The organism is Comamonas terrigena NBRC 13299, assembly GCF_006740045.1.
In the GTDB taxonomy this organism is placed as follows: Bacteria; Pseudomonadota; Gammaproteobacteria; order Burkholderiales; family Burkholderiaceae_C; genus Comamonas; species Comamonas terrigena.
In genome coordinates, this window is sequence record NZ_AP019749.1 from 2,138,168 (window position 1) to 2,157,606 (window position 19,439).

The window sequence follows — 19,439 nt, forward strand, 5'->3', positions numbered from 1 at the left end:
TTCATGGCCGGTGATGCAATGGATGCGCGCATTCTGGACGAGGCGGCCGATTGGCTGGTGCTGTGGCACGACCAGGGAATGACGGAGGCGGAATGCGCGGACTTCGAGCGCTGGCGCGCCCGCAGTCCCGCCCACCGCCAGGCGTGGGCCCGCGCAGAGCTGCTGATGGGGCGGCTGGGTGATCTGCCCCGTGACTGGGCCATGCCGGTTCTGGACCGCCCGGTACGCCATGCCCGCACTTCACGCCGTCAGGTGGTGGCCAAACTGGCAGCCTTGCTGGCCGTGGCACCAACGGCCTGGCTGGGCTGGCAATGGGCGGGGGAGCAGGGCTGGACGGCCGATGTGCGCACCGCCACGGGCGAGCAGCGCCGCGTGACCCTGGCCGATGGCAGCCAGCTGCTGCTGGATACCCATAGCGCCGTGGACATTGTGTTCGATGGCCTCCAGCGTACGGTGCATCTGCGCACAGGGGCGATTGCGGTGGAAACCGCGCCGGACGCCACCGGCCTGCAGCGTCCTTTTGCTGTGCACACCGCCCTGGGGCGGCTGCGGGCATTGGGGACACGTTTCACGGTGCGCCAGGAGGATGCGGTGGTGCACCTGGCGGTGACCGAGGGCGCGGTGGAGGTCACGCTGCACGGAGTGACGGTCCCCCGCACTGTGGTGCCGGTGGGACAGCAGACAGAGCTGACGAAGCAGGGCGTCAGCGCACTGGCGCCGGTGTCGGTACAGCAGCAGTCCTGGGTGCACGGCATGTTGATGGCCGATGCCATGGCGTTGAGCGATGTCTGCGCCGAGCTGTCACGCTACCGCAGCGGCATTTTGCAATGCGCGCCGGAGGTGGCGGGCCTGCGGGTGTCCGGAGCCTATCCACTGACGGATACCGACCGTGCGCTGGCCATGCTGCAAGCAACGTACCCCATCCAGGCGCACCAGCGCTGGCGTGGGCACTGGGTCACGCTGCTGGCGCGTTAGGGCGCGCGGCTTGCAGGGCTGCAGCGGCCTGCACGCCCTGGACAAAAAAATCTGCCCGTCCCCTGAGACTTTTTTTCGGCTCGCTTGGCAAGGGAAGTGAAACCGCTTTTTGCCCTTCACTTTTTTGCCAAGGACCGCTTTTCATGCCCGCATTTCAGGCTTCACGCCCTGTCTTCCACCCTGTTGCCCACGCCGTACGGCTGGTCTTGCTGGGCTGTGCCCTGGCGGCCAGCGCGGCCCAGGCGGCGGCCCCCGTGCCTGCGACCACGCCCATGGCTGCCCAGAGCTACGAGATCCCCGCAGGCCCGCTGGGCCGTGCGCTGGCCGAGGTGGCTGCCGCAGCGGGCGTGGCGCTGTCTTTCGACCCGGCATTGACCCAGGGACTGAGCAGTCCGGGCGTGGCGGGCAGTTTCACGCCCCAGGCGGCTTTGCAGCGCCTGCTGGCGGGCAGCGGCCTGGAGCTGGTGCCGCGCCCTGGCGGCAGCTATACCCTGCAAAAACAGCCGCAGCCGCGCAGCCGCAACCAGGAGGGGGCCACGCTGGCCGAAGTGCGCGTGACGGCGAATGCCGAGCCCAGCGACGCCACGGAAGGCACTGGCAGCTACACCGCCCGGCGGATGCGTACCGCCACGCCCCTGGCGCTGTCGCCGCGCGAGACCCCGCAGGCCGTGTCCGTGGTCACCAGCCAGCAGATTGAAGACCGGGGGCTGGTGTCGCTGGCCGACGCCGTGCAGGCCACCCCCGGCCTGACGGTGAGCAAGTGGGGCGGCGAGCGCTACCGTTTTTCCTCGCGCGGCTTCCAGATCAACAACCTGATGGTCGACGGCTTGCCCATGGAATATGAGGAGGCGGCGCTGTCCACGGGCGCGCTGTCCATGTACGACCGCCTGGAAGCCATGCGCGGCGCGGCCGGCCTGAGCGAGGGGGCGGGGACGCCGGGCGGCTCCATCAACTTGGTGCGCAAACGCCCGACACGCGAATTCCAGGGTTCGGCCACGGTCAGTGCCGGCAGCTGGGATGATTACACCGGTTCGGTGGACCTGGGGGGGCCGTTGAACGAAGCCGGCACGCTGCGCGGGCGTGCCGTGGTCAGCCGCCAGGATCGGCATTCCTTCATTGATGACTACCAGAACCGGCGCACCCTGGCCTACGGCATTCTGGAGGCGGATCTGGCGCCTTCCACCACCGTGAGCCTGGGCGCTTCGTACAGCAACGAGGACAATCCCGGGGTGGACTGGAACGGTCTGGGCACCATGCCCGACGGCAGCTTTCTGCCGATCCGTCGTTCCACGCGCATGAGTCCCAGCTGGTCTTTCTGGGACAAACGCAGCACCACGGTGTTCGCCGATGTGGAGCACCGCCTGGGCAACGGCTGGAAGGCCAAGTTCGCGGCATCGGCCATCGACAGCGAGATGCACATGCTGGGGTCCTATCTGCGTTCGGCCACCATCGACGCCGGCGGCCAGCCGCTGTTCAGTCTGGGTGGTGGCGGTTACGACTATGAGCGCACGCAGCGCAGCTTCGATGCCCAGCTTTCGGGCGCAGTCACCGCCTGGGGCCGCAGCCACGATGTGGTGGTGGGCGCCAGCCACCGGCGCAGCCGCTGGGATGATGTGGGTGGTGGCGCCACCATCGACGGCAGTTTCACCCTGGCGACCTTCAATCCGCTGAACTGGGACCCGCGCAGCGTGTCCCTGCCCACGGTGGGTGCGTACGGCCTGTGGCGGCGCAAGGCCGACATGGAGCAGACCAGCGTCTACGGCATGACCCGCCTGGCCGTGACCGATGCGACCAAGCTGATCCTGGGGTCGCGCCTGGACTGGTATGAGCGCAACCAGGTGCAGTTCGACGGCGACTATCCCTATGGAGAAACGCACCAGAAGGCCAGCCACAAGTTCACGCCGTATGCCGGGGTGGTGCATGCGCTGAGCCCGACCCATGCCGTGTATGGCAGCTGGACACGCATCTTCAATCCGCAAAGCTACAACACGGCCGATGGCGGCACGCTGGCGCCCGAGCAGGGCCGCAATCTGGAGCTGGGCATCAAGGGCGAATACCTGGGCGGCCGCCTGAATGCCAGCGCGGCGCTGTTCCAGATCGATCTGGAAAACCTGCCCGACGCGCTGCCCAGCTCCGCATGCACGGGACAGCTGACCACCTGCTACCAGCCTGCGGGCAAGGTGCGCAGCCGGGGTGTGGAGTTCGAGGTGGCGGGCGAGCTGGCGCGTGGCTGGCAGATGTCTGCCAGCTATACCTATGCTTCGGCCGAGCGGGTGGCCGCCGCCTCGGGCTACGACCCCACGGGAAGCTACAGCGTCGGGTCGCGTTACGCCACCAATATGCCGCGCCATCTGTTCAAGCTGGCCACGAGCTACCAGCTGCCGGGGGCGTTGCACCGTTGGAAGGTTGGTGGTTCGGTCCATGTTCAGGACAGCATCTCCAGCACCTGGAATGTGCGCCAAGGAGGCTATGCCCTGGTCGGCCTGCACGCGGCTTATGCACTCAGCCGCCAGCTGGACCTGAGCCTGAATGTCAACAACCTGTTCGACCGCAGCTATTACTCGGGCATTGGTGCGGACAACGGGCCGAACTTCTTTGGCGACCCGCGCAATGTGATGTTGACGGCACGCTACCGCTTCTGAGCGCGCTGGCTGCGCCGCAGGATCACCTGCTGTGGGTGGTTCTCGGTACTTTGCTGGTTTCAGCAGCCGATGGGGCGTGCGGGCATTCCCTGGGCAGGATGGGGCGGTAAGCGCCTGCGCGGCAGGGGGCGTTGCCGGTTCCGGCGCCAGCGGGCCAGCGCGCAGGGGCCAGGCCCGTCCCGGACAACCCCCTTGGCCACAATAAGATGGCCCTTTTTTCGATCTCGCGTGTCATAGCCTGAGAAGGGGGTATTTGCGCCCCCGTTTTTTCTGTCTGTTTCTCGCTGAGGGATTGCTGCGCCATGTCGCTTGCTTTGACCGCCCGTCCGGGCTTTTCCATGCTCTCGCGCGTGCTGGCCGCCGCGCTGGGGGGCTATGCCGTAGCCAGTGCCGTCGCCGTGCTGTTGGCTGCGGTTTTGCCCGTGGCGCGCGCGGAAGCGGTGCTGGCCGGCATACAGTGGAGTTTTGTTGTCTATGTGGTGGCGGCGATCTGGGCGTTCTCGCCCGTGTCGCTGGCCCGTGTCTGGGGTGTGCTGCTGGCCACCGTGGCACTGCTGGTGCTGGTCAGCTGGGTCTGCGCCCGTGCCGGGACAGGGGGCTGAGATGGCCAAATCACCTTCTACCAGCGGCGTGGGCCGTGGCAGCTTTCGCCAGGCCCAGGCCTGGCTGCACACCTGGTGCGGGCTGTGGGTGTCATGGCTGCTGTTCGCGGTGTTTCTGACCGGCACGCTGGCCGTGTTCGAGGAGCCGATCACCCACTGGATGACCCCCGAGCACCACGCTGAGGAGGCCGCGCAGGCGGCGGATCCGGCGGCTGAAGCCGGGGGCAACCTGTCCCAGCGCCTGGCCTGGGGGCTGGCCTATATGGAACAGCACCATCCCGACGCGGAGATGTGGGAACTGTGGCCGGCCGATGCCGAGGGCGCAGGGCGCCTGAACGTGTACTGGTTCGATGCCGCGCGTGCTTATGCAGAGGCCAGGCTGAACCCTGCCACCGGGGAGCCGCTGGGTGCCGTCGCGCGCACGGCCCGTGACACCCTGGGCGGGCACCATTTTGTGGACTTCCATTACCAGCTGCACGCTGGCAGGGCGGGGCTGTGGGCCGTGGGCATTGCGGCCATGGTGATGCTGGTGGCGCTGGTCAGCGGGGTCATCACGCACCGGCGCATTTTTCAGGATTTCTTCACCTTTCGCCCCCGCAAAGGTCAGCGCAGCTGGCTGGATGCGCACAACGCCACAGGCGTGCTGACGCTGCCGTTCCAACTGATGATTGCCTATACCGGGATCGTGATTTCGGGTCTGAGCTTCATGCCGGCCGGCGTGGTGACCTTCTACGGGGCGGGCAGTGAGGGGGTGCGGGCGCACATGGCGGCGCTGGAGGAGGGGGGCAAGCCCCCACGTTCCGGCCAGGCCATGGCGGTACCCGATCTGGAGCCGTTTGCCCTGCGCGGCCAGCAACTGATGGGCCAGCCGGTGCGGGCCGTGGTGATCAGCCATCCGGGCGATGCCGCAGCGCGCATTGGCGTGTATGGCTGGAACCAGGAGGACAGCATGCGCCAGCGCCTGAGTGCCACCAGCGGCATGGTGATGTTCTCGGCCGCGACGGGCGAGGTGCTGCAGGTGCGGCTGCCCGGTGGGGTGGACGGTGGCGGTGCTTCGCTGGCGCAGTCGGTGCTGGGCGGCCTGCACCGGGTGGAGTTTGGGGGGCTGGCGCTCAAGTGGCTGTACTTTCTGTGTGGCCTGGCGGGCAGCGCCATGGTGGCCACCGGCGCCGTGCTGTTCATGGTCAAGCGCCGTACCAAGCACCTGGGCGAGTTTGGCCGCGCCACCGCCCGCGTGTATGGGCTGATTGAAGGCCTGAATGTGGCGGCCATTGCCGGGCTGGCGCTGGCCTGCATCGGCTACCTGTGGGCGAACCGGCTGGTGCCCGTGGAGCTGGCCCACCGCCATGACTGGGAACTGGCCACGTTCTTTGGCCTGTGGCTGCTGGCGCTGGTGCACGCGCTGTACCGCCCGCCCGCCAGGGCCTGGAACGAGCAATTGGGCGCGCTGGCCGCGCTGTGTCTGCTGCTGCCGCTGCTGAACTGGATGACGGTGGGCGACCAGCTGTGGGCCCAGTTCCTGCGCGCAGACTGGGAAAGCATGGGCGTGGAGCTGGTGGCACTGGCCTGTGGTGGTGTGGCCCTGCTGGCACTGCGCAGGCGCACCCAGCACCGGCCGGTCGCCACAACTCGCAAGGCGGCAGGGGGGGGCGTTGCCGCGGCTGACGTGTCCGTACCTGCATCGGCTACCCGTGCCAAGGAGGCCGCATGAATACCGGACTGGCTTTTCTTCTGTCCTGGGCGCTTGCGCTGGCCGGCATGGCGGCACTGGCGCTGGCGATCGACCGCCACCACGGGCAGCTCCACGGCGACGGAGAGTTGTCCCGCCGGCGTGCCGTGCTGCTGCAGGTGGCGGGGGTGTTGCTGCTGGCAGCTGCCGTGGTGCCTTGTGTGCAAGCCTGGGGCGGCACGGTGGGGACGGTGGCCTGGTTGGGCTGCCTGTCAGCCGGCGCTTTGACGGTGGCCTGGGGGCTGAGCGTGTCCCCGCGCACCGTGGCCTGGCTGGCCCTGTTGGCGGCACCTGTGGCGCTGGCGGTGTGGCTCGGGTGCGGTGGATGGGCGGCGTGAAGGTGTCAACGCGTAAAAAGCTGCAGCCAGGGCCGCAGCGGTGGCTATACCGTCTGTAATCCTGGCGACTGCCGGCTAGGGTATGCACGCCTGAAAGCGCAGCGCCCGCTTTCTACACTGGCTTCTCATCCATCTGGAGGAGGCAAGTGCATGAAGCAATCTCGGCGTGGAGTTCTGGGCTGGGCCTTGGCGGCCTGCGGGGCGACGGTTGCGTCCGGGCCTCTGGCGGCTTGGGCACAAGGGGCGTATCCGAACCGGCCCATCAAATTCATCGTGCCCTGGCCGGCCGGCGGCAGCGCCGATATTGCCGGGCGCCTGTATGCCGACTTTCTGTCCAAAGAACTGGGCCAGCCCGTGGTGGTGGAAAACCGGCCCGGCGCCGGTGCCAATCTGGGGGTGGGTGTGCTGGCCAAGTCGCCGGCCGATGGGTACACGCTGGGCCAGGTGTCCATCGGCACCCAGAGCATCAACCAGTTCGTCTATCCGGCCCTGGGCTTCGATCCGGTGGGCAGTTTCGAGCACATCGGTCTGCAGACCAAGCAGCCCAATATCCTGCTGGTGAAAAAAGACTCGCCTTTCAAGACGCTGCAGGAGCTGGTGGCCTATGCGAAAAGCAACCCGGGAAAGCTGAACTATGCATCGCCCGGGATTGGCTCGTCGCTGCACCTGAGCGGGGCGTACCTGGCTTCGCAGGGCGACTTCCAGTGGACCCATGTGCCGTTCAAGGGCAGCGCGGAATCGATCCCGGCACTGATCGGCGGGCAGGTGGATGCGGTGTTCGACAACCTCTCGTCCTCGCTGCCCCATGTCAAGGACGGCAGCAAGGTGCGGGCACTGGTGGTGACTTCGCAGCAGCGCGTGGCTGACATTTCCCAGGTGCCCAGCGTGCTGGAAACTGGGATTCTGAAAGACCCCATTTATTCGTGGTTCGGCATTGCCGGACCCAAGGGCCTGCCGCCCGAGGCGCTGCAGCGGCTGGTGGCCGCATCGGCCAGGATCTTTCAGCACCCGGATTACATCCACAAGCTCAAGGCCATCGGTGCCGAGCCGGGCGGGCTGCAGGGGGCGGATTACCTGAAGTTCCAGGTGGCTGAGCGCGCGCGCTGGAGCAAGGTGGTCAAGGACAACCAGATCAGCATCCAGAACTGAGCGTGCGCACATGTTCCGAGATGCCGCCGTGCGCCAGCTGCGCGGGCCATTGACGCCCGGGCGACAGACGGACTAGTCTGTCCCCAGGCACGCTTCAGGCATTGGAGGAATGTCCTCCCGCGCTTGCTGCATGTGCGCAAGCAGCTATGGATTTGAAAGGAAACAAAAGATGAACGGTGCCGATCAGCTGTGTGACACCTTGCTGGCCAACGGGGTGGATGTGTGCTTTGCCAACCCCGGTACGTCGGAAATGCACTTTGTGGCCGCGCTGGACCGCAAGCCGCAGATGCGCTGCGTGCTCGGTCTGTTTGAAGGCGTGGTCACCGGCGCAGCCGACGGCTACGCGCGCATCACCGGCAAGCCGGCTGCCACGCTGCTGCACCTGGGCCCGGGCCTGGCCAATGGCCTGGCCAATCTGCACAACGCGCGCCGTGCACGTTCGCCCATCGTCAATGTGGTGGGCGAACATGCCACCTACCACCAGCAGTACGATGCGCCGCTGACCTCCGACATCGAATCGCTGGCACGCCCTATGTCGCACTGGGTGCACCGCATTGCAGCGCCGCAGGCGGTGGGCAAGGACACGGCCCGCGCCGTGGGCGAGGCACTGCGCAAGCCCGGCCAGGTGGCCACGCTGATCCTGCCGGCCGACTGTGCCTGGGGCGAGCTGCCCAAGGACACCCGGCCGGTACAGGCTCGCCTGCTGGCTGCACCCGCACCGGATGTGCAGCACATCGAACATGTGGCCCGTGCCATGCTGCGCGCCATCCAGGCTGAAGAGCAAGTGGTGCTGTTCCTGGGGCCACAGGCGCTGGAGCCCGAAGCGCTGCAGATTGCCGGCCGCATTGCCCAGGCCACCGGCGCGCGGTTGATGACGCCCACGGCATTTCGCCGCATGCAGCGCGGCCGCGGCGCCGTGGCGGTGGAGCGCCTGCCCTATGTGGTGGATGCCGGTCTGCAGGCCCTGGCCGAAGTGCAACAACTGGTGTTGCTGGGCGCGCCCCAGCCGGTGGCCTTCTTTGCCTACCCCGGCAAGCCCAGCACGCTGGCGCCGGCGGGCTGTGCCATCCACACGGCGTGCAGCCCGGAAGAGGATGTGCTGCTGGCGCTGCAGGCGCTGGCCACTGCGCTGGGCGTGGACCGCAAGGCGCCATTGGCCGTGCAGGCTGCCGGTCACATCCATGCGCCCACCAGCGGGCCGCTGACCGCCAGCGCTGTCAATCTGGTGGCGCTGCAGGCCTTGCCTGAAGGCGCCATCGTGGTGGATGAATCCATCACCTCCGGCCGCGACATTGCGGCGCACAACATGCAGGCCGTGCCCCATGACTGGCTGGTGATCACCGGTGGCGCCATCGGCCAGGGCATCCCCACGGCGGTGGGGGCGGCCATTGGCGCACCCAGCCGCCAAGTGGTGGCTTTCCAGGCCGACGGCAGCGCCATGTACACCTGCCAGGGCCTGTGGACCCAGGCGCGTGAAAAGCTCAAGTGCCTGACCATCATCTACGCCAACCGCAGCTATGCCATCCTGCATGGCGAGATGAAGGCCGTGGGCACCCAAACCCCCGGTGAGAACGCACAGCGCATGCTGACGCTGGACCAGCCCGCCATCCGCTGGACCCAGCTGGCCGAATCCATGGGTGTGCCGGCGGTGCGCTGCGAGACGGTCGAAGAATTCAGGAAGGCCCTGCAGGCCGGGCTGGCGGAAAACGGCCCGTTCCTGATTGAGGCCGTGATCTAAGCTGGAGGGGGCTGTCGTCTGGAAGACGGCGGCAGTGCCTAGGGCCGGCGGCTCGCGCCTGGAGCCGCCTCGCATAAGGCGATCTCTCAACCCTTGGGGTCAGCCCGGAGGCCGGGAACCGCCTGGCGGGCTCGCCCGGAATTCGTCAAGGGCCGATGAATTCGCAACCCCCAGGGGTGGGCACACGGCCAGCAGCCGGTGCGCGGCTCTGCAGGTTGCAGGCAAGCCAACCAGGAAGCTCCGATGGATGGAGGGGCTTTGCAAACAGAAACCCCTGGGCTGCCGGATAGCCCAGGTCCTTGAGCAGGTTGCGCTGCGCATCGGTTTCCACCCCTTCCGCCACCACAGACAGGTGCAGGCTTTTGCCCACGCCCAAAATGGCGCTGCTCAGCGAGCGTGCCGCTTCGTCATGCTGCAGGTCGGCAACAAAGCTGGGGTCCAGTTTCAGTTCGCTGACGGGCAGGCGGCGCAGGTAGCTCAGGCTGGAATATCCGGCGCCAAAGTCCTTCATGGAAAGCCGCACCCCCTGCCTGTGGATGTCGTGCAGTGTTTTCAGCGTGGCGGGGTTGGCATCCTGCAGAATGCTTTCCGTCAGTTCCAGGGTGAGGTCCTGCGGTTGCAGGCCATGGCGGTGCAGCGTATCGGCAGTCATCTGTGCCAGATCGAGGTGCTGAAAATCCGTCGGCGAGAGATTGACCGACACAGCCGGCACGCCGACGCCTTCCCGGCGCCATTGCGCCAGCTGGCGACAGGCTTCATCCAGGGCCCAGCGGCCCAGCTCGGCCGTCAGACCGTGTTCCTGTGCCAGCGCGATGAACTGCGCAGGAGGAATTTCGCCGATCTCCGCATGCGTCCAGCGCGCGAGTGCCTCCACGCCGTAGAGTTCGCCGGTCGCCAGATCGATTTGCGGCTGGTACTGCAACCGCAGGCGCAGTTGCCGGCCTTGCAGGGCGCTGCGCAGTTCCATCTCCAGCATCAGCTTCTGCTGTGCCACACGGTTCATTTCGTGGCTGAAAAAACAGAACCTGCCCCTGCCCGTGCTTTTGGCTTGGTACATGGCCATGTCGGCATGCTGCAGCAGTGTCTCCAGATCCTGTCCATCGGCGGGAAAGAGGGAAATTCCGATGCTGGCAGAGATGGTCAGGCTGGTTTTCTTGATGGTCAGCGGTTCTGCCAGCAGCACCTGCAGGCGCTCGATCGTGCTGGTGGCATGGTCCGCATCGCATTGCGTCAGCACTGCGGCAAATTCATCGCCGGACAGGCGACCGACGATGTCGTTGGCGCGCAGCACCTGTTGCAACCGGGCCGCCATGGTGCGCAGCAACTCGTCACCGGCTCCATGGCCCAGGGAGTCGTTCACCTGCTTGAAGCGGTCCAGGTCAATAAACAGCACGGCCAGTTGCTCGTGGTTGCGCGCAGCCGAGGCGATGGCCTGGTCTGCCTTGGCGCGCAGCAAGGCCCGGTTGGGCATGCCAGTCAGCCCATCGTAGAACGCCAGCTGGCGAATGCGGTGCCGGTCCGATTCGCGCTCCAGTGCCAGGGCGCACAAATGCGTACAGGCGTCGATCAGCTTCTGGTGAAAGTCCTGCGAAGCCTCGGCCCGTGGTTCCCGAAAATAGAAGGCAAACGTGCCAATGGGCTGGTGCTGGCTGTTGCGGATAGGCGTCGACCAGCAGGCCTGGTAGCCCAGCGGCAGCACCAGATGCCGGTACTCCTTCCAGAGCGGGTCCTGGGCGATGTGGTCCACGATGACCGGTGCATTGCGCCAGGCCGCCGTGCCGCAGGAGCCGGCGGCAGGACCGATGGACTGTCCGTCCAGAAGCTGCGAATACGATTGGGGCAAGCTCGCGCCCGCCAAGGGGTGCAGCAGTCCCTGGGCGTCCACTTCCAGAACCGAGGCCGTCACTTCCGGCGCAATCCGCTCGACTTCCTGGCAGACCAGTTCCAGAACCTCCGTCAACGGACGCTCGCGTGCCAAGGCCTCCAGGACGCGGTGCTGCAACGCCTCGTGCATCTTGGAGCGGGTGATGTCCGTGAGCATGGAGACGGTGTATATCCATGCACCCTGCGCATCCTGGATGGGGTTGCTGATGACCTTGACCCAGTAGCGCTGACCGCTTTTGCCCACCACAATTTCTTCCCGCTCCACGGACGTCCCGGCACGCAATGCGCCGTGGTAGTTTTCTGAAAATTCGGGCGGCAGGTGCGGTGCCAGCAGGCCGATGGGGGCCTTTCCCAGCGCTTCTTCGTTCTGCCAGCCAAACAGACGGGTGAAACCGCGGTTCACATGCAGGATGCGGGAGTCCTTGTCGCTGATGATCAAAGCCGCATCCGAGGTGTCCGCGATCAGCGTCAACCGCGTGAGATGCTCCTGCTGTGCCTGCTCTTTGACGTAGCGGTCCGTGATGTCGGTCGCAATCTTGAGAATATGCTGCACCTGACCCTGTGCGTTGAATACGGGGGAATAAGTGGCGTCCAGCCAGCAACTGCGGCCATCGTCGCGTATGCGCTCCACGGGACCGGAGAAGGGGTTTCCGGCACACAGATTCGACCAGATGGTGCTGTAGCGTCCGCTGTTGAGCAGGGCTTGCGGGCAGAAGCTGCGGTGCTTTCTGCCCCGCGCCATGTCATGCGACAGGCCAAACAGCTGCAGGTAATTGGCATTGGCATGGCGCAGCGTGCCATCGAGCTCGAACTCTGCAATGGCCATGACCCTGTCGAGTGCCATCAACTGCTCCGCGCCCAGATTGCGAGGAAAGTCATCCAATGGGGTTTCACCTTTCATGCGCTCCTCCGACCGAACCTTCTGGTGCCGACAACACACGCCACATGCACGAACTCCGCGTAAGTGGGCATTCATGTTAGGAGGGTTGTCAGAGCAGCAAATACCATTTAGCCATGGATAGGAAACGGGTATCTACGTGAAGAGCCCCATAGCCTGTGCGCGGCACAGACCGCAGGATGTGGAATGCATATGACTCTGATCGGCCTTCTCAGGCAGTGCTCCATCCGGCCAGGCTATGGGGAGACATGGGCACTGTGGACAGCATAAAAAATCCCGGACTCTCCGGGATTTGCTCTGGATACCTTTGGCGTGTGAGGATCGCTCCAGTGAGTGCCGTGCGCGGCGCGCAGTGTGCCGACGCTGATATGGGTCTATTCTGTTTCCAGCGCTCCAAACTGCCGGTACCCGCCGGTTTCCGGAAAGCTTCCCGCACGCTTTTGCTGGCCGGCCTGGAGGGCTTCCATCACATGGCGGTTGCTCCAGATGCCGGACTGCAGCCAGCCCATCTGGCGCAGGCTGTCCTGCACGCTGTGGTCGCGTGCGTAATGCAGGGCCTGCTTGGTGCCCCAGATGGTCACGGGTGGGTGCCGGGCAATCTCCCGGGCGCAGGCCATGGCGGCTTGCAGTGCGGCGTCAGGGGTGTCGAGCACGGCATTGACAAAGCCCTGTTGCAGGGCCTGGGCTGCGGGCCAGCGGCGACCGGTGTAGGCCAGCTCCTTGACAAGCCCCATGGGCAGCAGCTTGGGCAAGCGCTGCAGGCTGCCGATGTCGGCCACCATGCCGATGTTGATTTCCTGTACGCAGAAGAAGGCATCGTGTGTGGCGTAGCGGATGCAGGCACAGGCCACCATGTCCAGCGCGCCGCCAATGACGCCGCCTTGCAGCACGGCAATCACCGGCAGGCGCAGCTCTTCAATGCGGGTGAGTGTGGCCTGCATGTCCCACAGCATTTCGGCGAGTGCGGCGCGGCCTTCGGGTGTGCGGTCGTCCGGGGCGAAGCCGGGGTTGGCAAAGGTCTCCAGGGCCATGCCGGCCGAGAAGTGCTTGCCGGTGCTGCTGATGACCAGGGCGCGGGCCGTTTGGGCTTCCGGGCTGTGTTGCAGGTGGTGGAGCACGGCATCCAGCTCGCGCCAGAAGCCGGGGCTCATGGTGTTGAGGCTGTCCGGGCAGTTGAGCTGCAGGTGGGCAATATGGTCCTGCAGCGTCCAGCGAAAGTGGCGGAGAGCGGGAAGGGGTGAGGCAGTGGCGCCGGCTGCGGCGGTTGCTGCGGTGTTGGAGGCGGTCGATGTGGTCATGCGCTGCACTCTAGGCGGCGCTGCGGCAGTACACCACTGGCGTAAACACCGGATGTGCACCGGCCGTGCCAACCGCTGTGGTGCGGAAGACGCGCCTGCCGGTTGCGGCCCTCCGGCAGGCGCGTGGGCGACAGGCTGGCAGCAGCCTGTCTGCTGCGCAATCAGGCCGGGTCGATCTGCACGGTGAAGCCCTTGCCGGTGGCAATCACCTCGAGCAGGCGGTCGATATTGGGGTGCGCGCCGGGGCGGGCCTTGGCGTCTTCGGTGTGCTCGGCAAAGATCTGCAGGCCTTCTTCGGCCGCTGCCACATTGATGCTGCCGTGCTTGGCCGCCAGGGCGTTGTACACGGTGACCGAACCAGCCTTGCCCGGGGCGTTGGGGATGGTGGCGACCACGGCGCCGCTGTCGTCCAGCAGGTGCAGGGCGGCAATGTGGGTGATGGCGGGCAGCTGGCGCAGGTTGTCGGCAAAGGCCATGGTCAGGGCTTTCAATTCAAGAGGTCTGGAAAAACGCAGCCGCTGGAATCCAGGGCTGCGGCCGCTATTGTGGCCCGGAGTGGGGCAGCGGTTGGCGAAGCCCGGGGTCGTCTGGGTATATGCCGTTCATGAACCAGATCGTGGGGCTCTCGGAGAGGGAGACTTCGCTGGGTGGGCTGCTGGCTGCGGCCTCAAGACACCAAGACATAGCCCAGGCCTGCAGCCAGCAGCACCACCGCCACGGGCGGCACACGGGCCACGGCCAACAGCGCCAGGTACAGCAGGGCCAATGCGCAGTCCTGCCGGCTGTGGATGGCGCTGGTCCACACCGGGTCGTACAGGGCCGCCAGCAGCAGGCCTACCACCGCGGCGTTCACCCCCGCCAGCACGCGCTGGGCCACAGGGTGGGCGCGCAGCGCTGCCCAGAACGGCAGCGCGCCCAGCACCAGCAAGGCGGCGGGCAGAAAAATGGCCACCAGGGCCAGCAGGCCACCCAGCCAGGCCGACCATGCCCCCGATCCCAAGCCGAGCGGCAGCAGCGCACCCAGATAGCTCGCCAGCGTGAACAGCGGCCCCGGTACGGCCTGGGCGGCGGCGTAGCCGGCCAGAAACTGCTCGCTGCTCAGCCAGCCGGGCTGCACCACGCCGCCTTGCAGCAGCGGCAGCACCACATGGCCGCCGCCAAACACCAAGGCGCCAGCCTGGTAGAACACGCTGACGGCCTGCCACAGCGGTGACCGGGTGCCGTGGGCCAGCAGCGGCAGAACCAGACCCAGCAGCAGGCACAGCAGCAGCAAGGCCGCGCCGGTGCGGCGGGAGATACCAGTGTCGGGAGCGAGGTCGGTGACCACCGACGCGGGCAAGGCCGGCCGTACCCAGCGCCAGCCGATCAGCGCGCCCAGTGCAATCAGCAGCAGTTGCACGCTGGCGCCTAGGTGGGCGGACAGCCCCAAGGTCAGCACTGCCGCGCCGAACGCCAGGGTGGCGCGCAGCCGGTCCGGGCACAGGCTGCGGGCCATGCCCCAGACGGCCTGGGCCACCACCGCCACGGCCACCAGTTTGAGTCCGTGCAGCACGCCGTGGAACGCGCCCTCCTGCCCTACTGCGTGCGACAGGCCCAGGGCCAGGGCGATCAGCAGCAGAGCCGAGGGCAGCGTGAAACCCAGCCAGGCCGCCAGCGCGCCCCAGCCACCGGCACGCAACTGGCCCAGGGCCATGCCTACCTGGCTGCTGGCCGGGCCGGGCAGGAACTGGCACAACGCCACCAAGTCTGCATATTGCGCGTCGCTGAGCCATTGGCGCCGCTGCACGAACGCTGTGCGGAAATAGCCCAGATGTGCCGCTGGCCCACCAAACGAGGTCAGGCCCAATTGCAGAAAGACGACGAACACTTCCAGCACCTGGCGCCAGCGTGCGGGCGGCCGCGAGGTGGAGGCTGCGGGAGGAGATGGCATGCCATCGCCTGGAGTGTTGGGGTCTTGGGGCCCGGCTGTGCGGTCAGGATGCAGCGGCATTGCGAAGGTGACCGGGGCCACGGCGCGTGGGGGAGTAGAGGGGTAGGGCATGGCGGCACGAGAGAAGACGGCACCAGCATAGCGCCGACATATGAAAGTCCAGGGTCCGCTGTGCGGACGCGACCGCGGCGGCTGTGCCGGGGGGCATGGTCTTGCAGCAGCTTCTTTCCGGCACGGCCCTCGCTGGCCGCGCTGGCCACCGGGTGTGCGCACAGAGGTCGCATGCGGCGTGGCGCGGGTCACTCTGTTTCGGAACCGCTTTCTTTGCGCAGGCCTCCCAGCCCCATGCCGACGCCCATGCCTCCCATGCCACCGGCAGCCGCACCGCCACCACCACCTGCGCGGCCCCCGCCGGTTGCCGCGCCCGTGCCGCCTGCAGCACCGGTTGCGCGCCGGGCGTTGCCACCACTGGTGCTGCTGCGCGTGGGGCCCTGGTTGGGAATGGTGATGTGGGCGGGAATCGGCTCCAGGTCCAGTGCCGCACGGATGAACTGGCGCAGCGAGGCCACCAGCGGCGCGGTTTCGATGGCGCGGCCGGCCACCATGTCCTGCGCCGCCTGGGCGGCCAGACGCACCTGCTCTTCGGTGCCCAGCAGGATCACATCGGACAGGGCCGCTTCCACGCTATCGCGCGTGCGGCGCTGGCGTTCGCTACTGCTCAAGGTCGGGATGTCCTCACTGTCTTCGCCGCTGCCGTCTTCCGCTTCGGCGGCATCTGCCATGGTTTCCGCCCGGCGTGCGGCAGCGTGCACCTCACGCAGATGCACGGGGCTGACGGCCAGTTGCCCGGTGAAGCTACCACCCAGTGTCTTGTAGGCGGCCATCAGGGTTTTGAGCCGCTCGTTGATCTGGCGGTTTTCGCGTTCACGGCGCTTCTGGATGGTCTGCATGAAGACCAAGCGTATGCCCACCATCAGCAAGGTGATCAGCAGCAGGCTGGCCACGGTGGTGAGGATGGAGGACCAGGAACTGAAATCGATCATGCCGCCGCGCATGGTGTCTCCTCAGGTTGCAGACTGCAGCGGCACGCGCTGGATGTAATCCCATTCTGCCGGGGTGACTTCAGTGATGGACAGACGATTGCCCCGTTGCAGCACACGCATGCCCTGCAGCGCGGCATGTTCGCGCAACTCGGGGATCAGGATGGGACGGGTCTTGCGCAGGGCCTGCACATCCAGCAGCAGCCAGCGGGGCCGGTCGGGGCTGCTCTTGGGGTCGTAATAGGGTGAGGCTGGGTCGAACTGGCTGTCGTCCACGCGCAGACCGCCGGCGATGCGGGCCAGGCCGTAGATGCCGGGTTCGGCGCAGCTGGAATGCCAGTACAGCACACCGTCGCCCACGCGCATCTGGTCGCGCATGTAGTTGCGCGCCTGGTAGTTGCGCACACCATCCCAGGCAATGGTCTGCCCGGGGGCTGCGAGGGCGTGGTCGATGGAGTAGGCATCAGGCTCGTTCTTCATGAGCCAGTAGCGGGGCGTGGAGGCATCGGTCATGGCTGCAATGATCGCCGATTTGGTGCCGCAGGGGTGGGTTGGTGCCGCACGCGCCATGGGCGAAAAAAAGCAGGTGTACCGGGGTACACCTGCTGTGGGGGCAATGACTACCGGGCCGCAGCGCCGGCGGCGGCCGTTGGTCGGCTCAGCGGGCCTTGCTGCGGACCAGGTTGTAGATGAACAGCAGGACGACTGCGCCGATGACGGAGGCAATCCAGCCGGCGGCTTCACCCTGGGCGTACAAGCCCATGGCTGCACCCAGATAGCTGGCCAGGAACGAGCCGGCAATGCCCAGCAGGATGGTCATGATCCAGCCCATGCCATCGTCGCCCGGTTTGAGCGCGCGTGCGATCAGGCCCACGATCAAACCCACAATCAAGGTTCCAATTAGCGACATCATCTTTGATCTCCAAAAGCAATAGGGGCCACTCTAAAGAGCGCGCGCAGCGTGGGTTGTCGGACAGGGGCTTTTTGATGGTGGGGCGCACCGCGCGTGTGCATTGTGACAAGGCCGGAGTAGGGACAGGCCGCCCAGTATGTCAAGAAACGTCCTGAGACCCTGGTCCCTATGGAGCGGATTGCTATCGAACAGGATAGAGGCGGGATGGACAGGCCGTCCGGCGCAGCGGGCGCAGGCCCGCTGCCTGGCTGCTGCTGTGCGCGTGCTCAGGCCGTGCAGGACTGCGGGGCGGTGTCGGTGAGCAGTTGCTGGTGGGCGTAGTGCGCAAAGCGCGGCAGCAGGCGTGCGGCCCAGGGCGTGCTGCACACGGGCCACTCGCTGGTGTCGGCGCTGGATAGCGCGTGGCTGTGCAGGCTGTGGCGCACATGGTCCACATAGGCTTGCATCACCAGCGCATCGAATTCCGGGTGGAATTGCACACCCCAGGCATGGGCCCCCCAGCGAAAGCCGTGGTGGGGTTCGTGCGGGTTGGCTGCCAGCACCTGGGCACCAGCAGGCAGGCGGCGTACCGACTGGTAGTGCACGGCATGGGCCTGAAAGCGGGCGGGGAGGTCGTGCCACAACGGATCCAGCGCGGCGGCGCGCTGCGCGTCAACGGGTACGGTGCCCAGCTCCAGGCCGGCGGGGTGCGGGGCGACCTGCCCACCCAGGGCCTGGGCCAGCAACTGGTGGCCAAAGCAGATGCCCAGCAGGGGCAGATCCTGCTCGGCCAGGCTGCGCAGCCAGTCCTCGCAGCGCAAGCACCAGTCGGCACCGTCGGTGACCATGTCGTGCGAACCCGTGATGACCAGGCCGGCCATGGCGCTGCGCTCCGGCCATTGCCAATTGGCTGCGGTGCAGGCGTGGGCATCCAGCACGCGGATGTCCAGCGGTGTGCCGGCCAGACCCTGGGTGATCCAGTCTTCAAAATCGCCATGCGCTGCCGCGAGCGCGGGCAGGGTGGACCCGGTTTTGAGGATGTACAGAGCTGGTGTGGCGGATATGGCAGGCATGAAGCATTCCCAGAACGTGTCAGATATGCATTTTTTGCATGCAAGAATCATGCCGTTTGTCTGCATGCCAGATGTCCGCACGCACTGGGGCAAGGGGTCAGTCGACCGGCAAAGAGAGCAGCCACTGCGCCAGTGCATCGCGCCAGACGGCGGGCTGACCCAGAAAGCTGGCGGTGTCCACGCGTTGCAGCTGTACCGGGGCATCCGGCGCGGTCTGCCATTCCAGCACCCAGGTGGGAAAGCCCTGGCCACCGGCGCGCTGCAGCCACTGGCGGCTGTCCAGAATGTGGTCGATCGTGCGGTCGCCCAACTGCATCACATAGGCCGCTGCAAATTGCTGGGGGTCCAGCCCGGCCTCGGCGGCGATCTGCTGCAAGGTGTCGGCATCGCTGATGGTGCGGCCTTCCACGTAGTGCGCGTGCTGGATGCGGTGCAGCAGATCCAGGGCGTGGACTTGTGGCTGGTCGCTGGCTTGGTCCATGGCCTGCACGGCCAGCAGGGCGGTGATGGGTGGACCGGAGTCCAGCGGCGTGCCCACCTGGTTCAGCAGGACGTCGGTGTAGGCCGAGCCAAAGGGTTGGCCGGTCAGCTGGGCAATGCGTTGGTCGTGCGGTAGCACGTGGTCGCGCCAGTCGGCCGTGATGCGCCGTGCGTGCGGGCCTGCCAGCATGCCGCCGGCATGCCACTGCACGACCAGGCCGGGCAATTGGCGTGCGGCATCCACCAGCGGTGCGGCGCCATAGCACCAGCCGCACAGTGGATCAAAGATGTAGTGCAGGGTGAGGGCGGTTCGGGCGGAGGTTATTCAGCTATGGGCGAGGGGTGGAGATTGCCCGCAGTATGGCCCAGCAGACATCACCCGCCACAGCGCAGCCTGCATGGGGCTGCACCGGCGGGGTGACATAGCCGATGCCCTGGATGCAATCGCTGCCACGCAAAGCCCACTCCGCAGGCAGCCCGAAGCGGCAGGCAGTGCGCAAGCATGCAAGCAGACGGGATGGCCTGTCGGCGCATCCGCTTGGCTGCGCGCACCGCCACTTTGCACCGCTTTCGGGCGACTGGTATGGACATTGTGTTGCACCTGCTGGGCCGTGTGTCCAGCTTTTTGCTGCGCTTGCAGGGGTTTCAACTGCTCTTTATTTGGCCCGGCTGGCTGGTGCTCAGGTTGCTCACACTGGGACGCTATCCGCAATTTCTGGGTCCGCGGCGCAATGCCACGGCATGTGAAGACGTGGAGCTGGTCAGCTGCAC

16 protein-coding genes are annotated in these 19,439 nt (G+C 66.5%); 7 read left to right on the forward strand and 9 right to left on the reverse strand.

From position 1 onward, the window contains the following. Window positions 1-3: 3 nt before the first annotated feature. The 7 genes from CT3_RS09725 to CT3_RS09755 all read left to right on the forward strand — a co-directional run bounded on the left by CT3_RS09725 (window position 4) and on the right by CT3_RS09755 (window position 9,173). Window positions 4-975, forward strand: a complete 972-nt coding sequence (locus CT3_RS09725) for a FecR domain-containing protein (protein WP_305954870.1) — start codon at window positions 4-6, stop codon at window positions 973-975. A 143-nt stretch (window positions 976-1,118) separates the two neighbouring features. Beyond that, complete coding sequence (locus tag CT3_RS09730) at window positions 1,119-3,617, forward strand: TonB-dependent siderophore receptor (RefSeq protein WP_066534380.1); 2,499 nt, start codon at window positions 1,119-1,121, stop codon at window positions 3,615-3,617. Between the two features lie 302 nt (window positions 3,618-3,919). Beyond that, window positions 3,920-4,219 carry a hypothetical protein gene (locus tag CT3_RS09735; RefSeq protein ID WP_066534377.1) on the forward strand — a complete coding sequence of 100 codons (300 nt, stop codon included), beginning with the start codon at window positions 3,920-3,922 and terminating at the stop codon, window positions 4,217-4,219. Window position 4,220: 1 nt separating this feature from the next. Further along, complete coding sequence (locus tag CT3_RS09740) at window positions 4,221-5,930, forward strand: PepSY-associated TM helix domain-containing protein (RefSeq protein ID WP_066534375.1); 1,710 nt, start codon at window positions 4,221-4,223, stop codon at window positions 5,928-5,930. Beyond that, window positions 5,927-6,286: a DUF3325 domain-containing protein gene (locus CT3_RS09745; RefSeq protein ID WP_066534374.1), complete on the forward strand. Its 360-nt coding sequence runs from the start codon at window positions 5,927-5,929 to the stop codon at window positions 6,284-6,286. The genes CT3_RS09740 and CT3_RS09745 overlap by 4 nt, the downstream gene beginning before the upstream one ends. A 150-nt stretch (window positions 6,287-6,436) precedes the next feature. After that, complete coding sequence (locus CT3_RS09750) at window positions 6,437-7,435, forward strand: Bug family tripartite tricarboxylate transporter substrate binding protein (protein ID WP_066534373.1); 999 nt, start codon at window positions 6,437-6,439, stop codon at window positions 7,433-7,435. 169 nt (window positions 7,436-7,604) lie between these two features. Then, window positions 7,605-9,173, forward strand: coding sequence for an acetolactate synthase large subunit (locus tag CT3_RS09755; protein ID WP_066534371.1), 1,569 nt, complete (start codon window positions 7,605-7,607; stop codon window positions 9,171-9,173). Between the two features lie 145 nt (window positions 9,174-9,318). Here CT3_RS09755 and CT3_RS09760 read toward each other — a convergent pair whose 3' ends face one another. The 9 genes from CT3_RS09760 to CT3_RS09800 all read right to left on the reverse strand — a co-directional run bounded on the left by CT3_RS09760 (window position 9,319) and on the right by CT3_RS09800 (window position 18,912). Further along, on the reverse strand, window positions 9,319-11,958 hold the full coding sequence (locus tag CT3_RS09760; protein ID WP_066534370.1) for a sensor domain-containing protein: 2,640 nt from the start codon (window positions 11,956-11,958) through the stop codon (window positions 9,319-9,321). A 371-nt stretch (window positions 11,959-12,329) separates the two neighbouring features. Then, entirely contained in the window at window positions 12,330-13,253 is a 924-nt protein-coding gene (locus CT3_RS09765) for an enoyl-CoA hydratase-related protein (RefSeq protein WP_083520332.1), read from the reverse strand. A gap of 161 nt (window positions 13,254-13,414) precedes the next feature. After that, window positions 13,415-13,729, reverse strand: coding sequence for a DUF2322 family protein (locus tag CT3_RS09770; protein ID WP_066535975.1), 315 nt, complete (start codon window positions 13,727-13,729; stop codon window positions 13,415-13,417). 191 nt (window positions 13,730-13,920) lie between these two features. Continuing rightward, window positions 13,921-15,183 (reverse strand): chromate efflux transporter, encoded by a 1,263-nt coding sequence (chrA, locus tag CT3_RS09775; RefSeq protein WP_066534369.1) that lies wholly within the window; start codon window positions 15,181-15,183, stop codon window positions 13,921-13,923. A gap of 299 nt (window positions 15,184-15,482) precedes the next feature. Then, on the reverse strand, window positions 15,483-16,238 hold the full coding sequence (locus CT3_RS09780; RefSeq protein WP_066534367.1) for a hypothetical protein: 756 nt from the start codon (window positions 16,236-16,238) through the stop codon (window positions 15,483-15,485). A 9-nt stretch (window positions 16,239-16,247) separates the two neighbouring features. After that, window positions 16,248-16,736, reverse strand: coding sequence for an EVE domain-containing protein (locus CT3_RS09785; RefSeq protein ID WP_066535972.1), 489 nt, complete (start codon window positions 16,734-16,736; stop codon window positions 16,248-16,250). Window positions 16,737-16,881: 145 nt separating this feature from the next. After that, a complete protein-coding gene (locus CT3_RS09790) occupies window positions 16,882-17,136 on the reverse strand; it encodes a GlsB/YeaQ/YmgE family stress response membrane protein (protein WP_066534365.1) in 255 nt (84 codons plus the stop codon). 266 nt (window positions 17,137-17,402) lie between these two features. After that, window positions 17,403-18,188: a glutamine amidotransferase gene (locus CT3_RS09795; protein ID WP_066534364.1), complete on the reverse strand. Its 786-nt coding sequence runs from the start codon at window positions 18,186-18,188 to the stop codon at window positions 17,403-17,405. Between the two features lie 97 nt (window positions 18,189-18,285). Next, window positions 18,286-18,912, reverse strand: a complete 627-nt coding sequence (locus tag CT3_RS09800) for a DsbA family protein (RefSeq protein WP_098066137.1) — start codon at window positions 18,910-18,912, stop codon at window positions 18,286-18,288. Window positions 18,913-19,439: the final 527 nt, after the last annotated feature.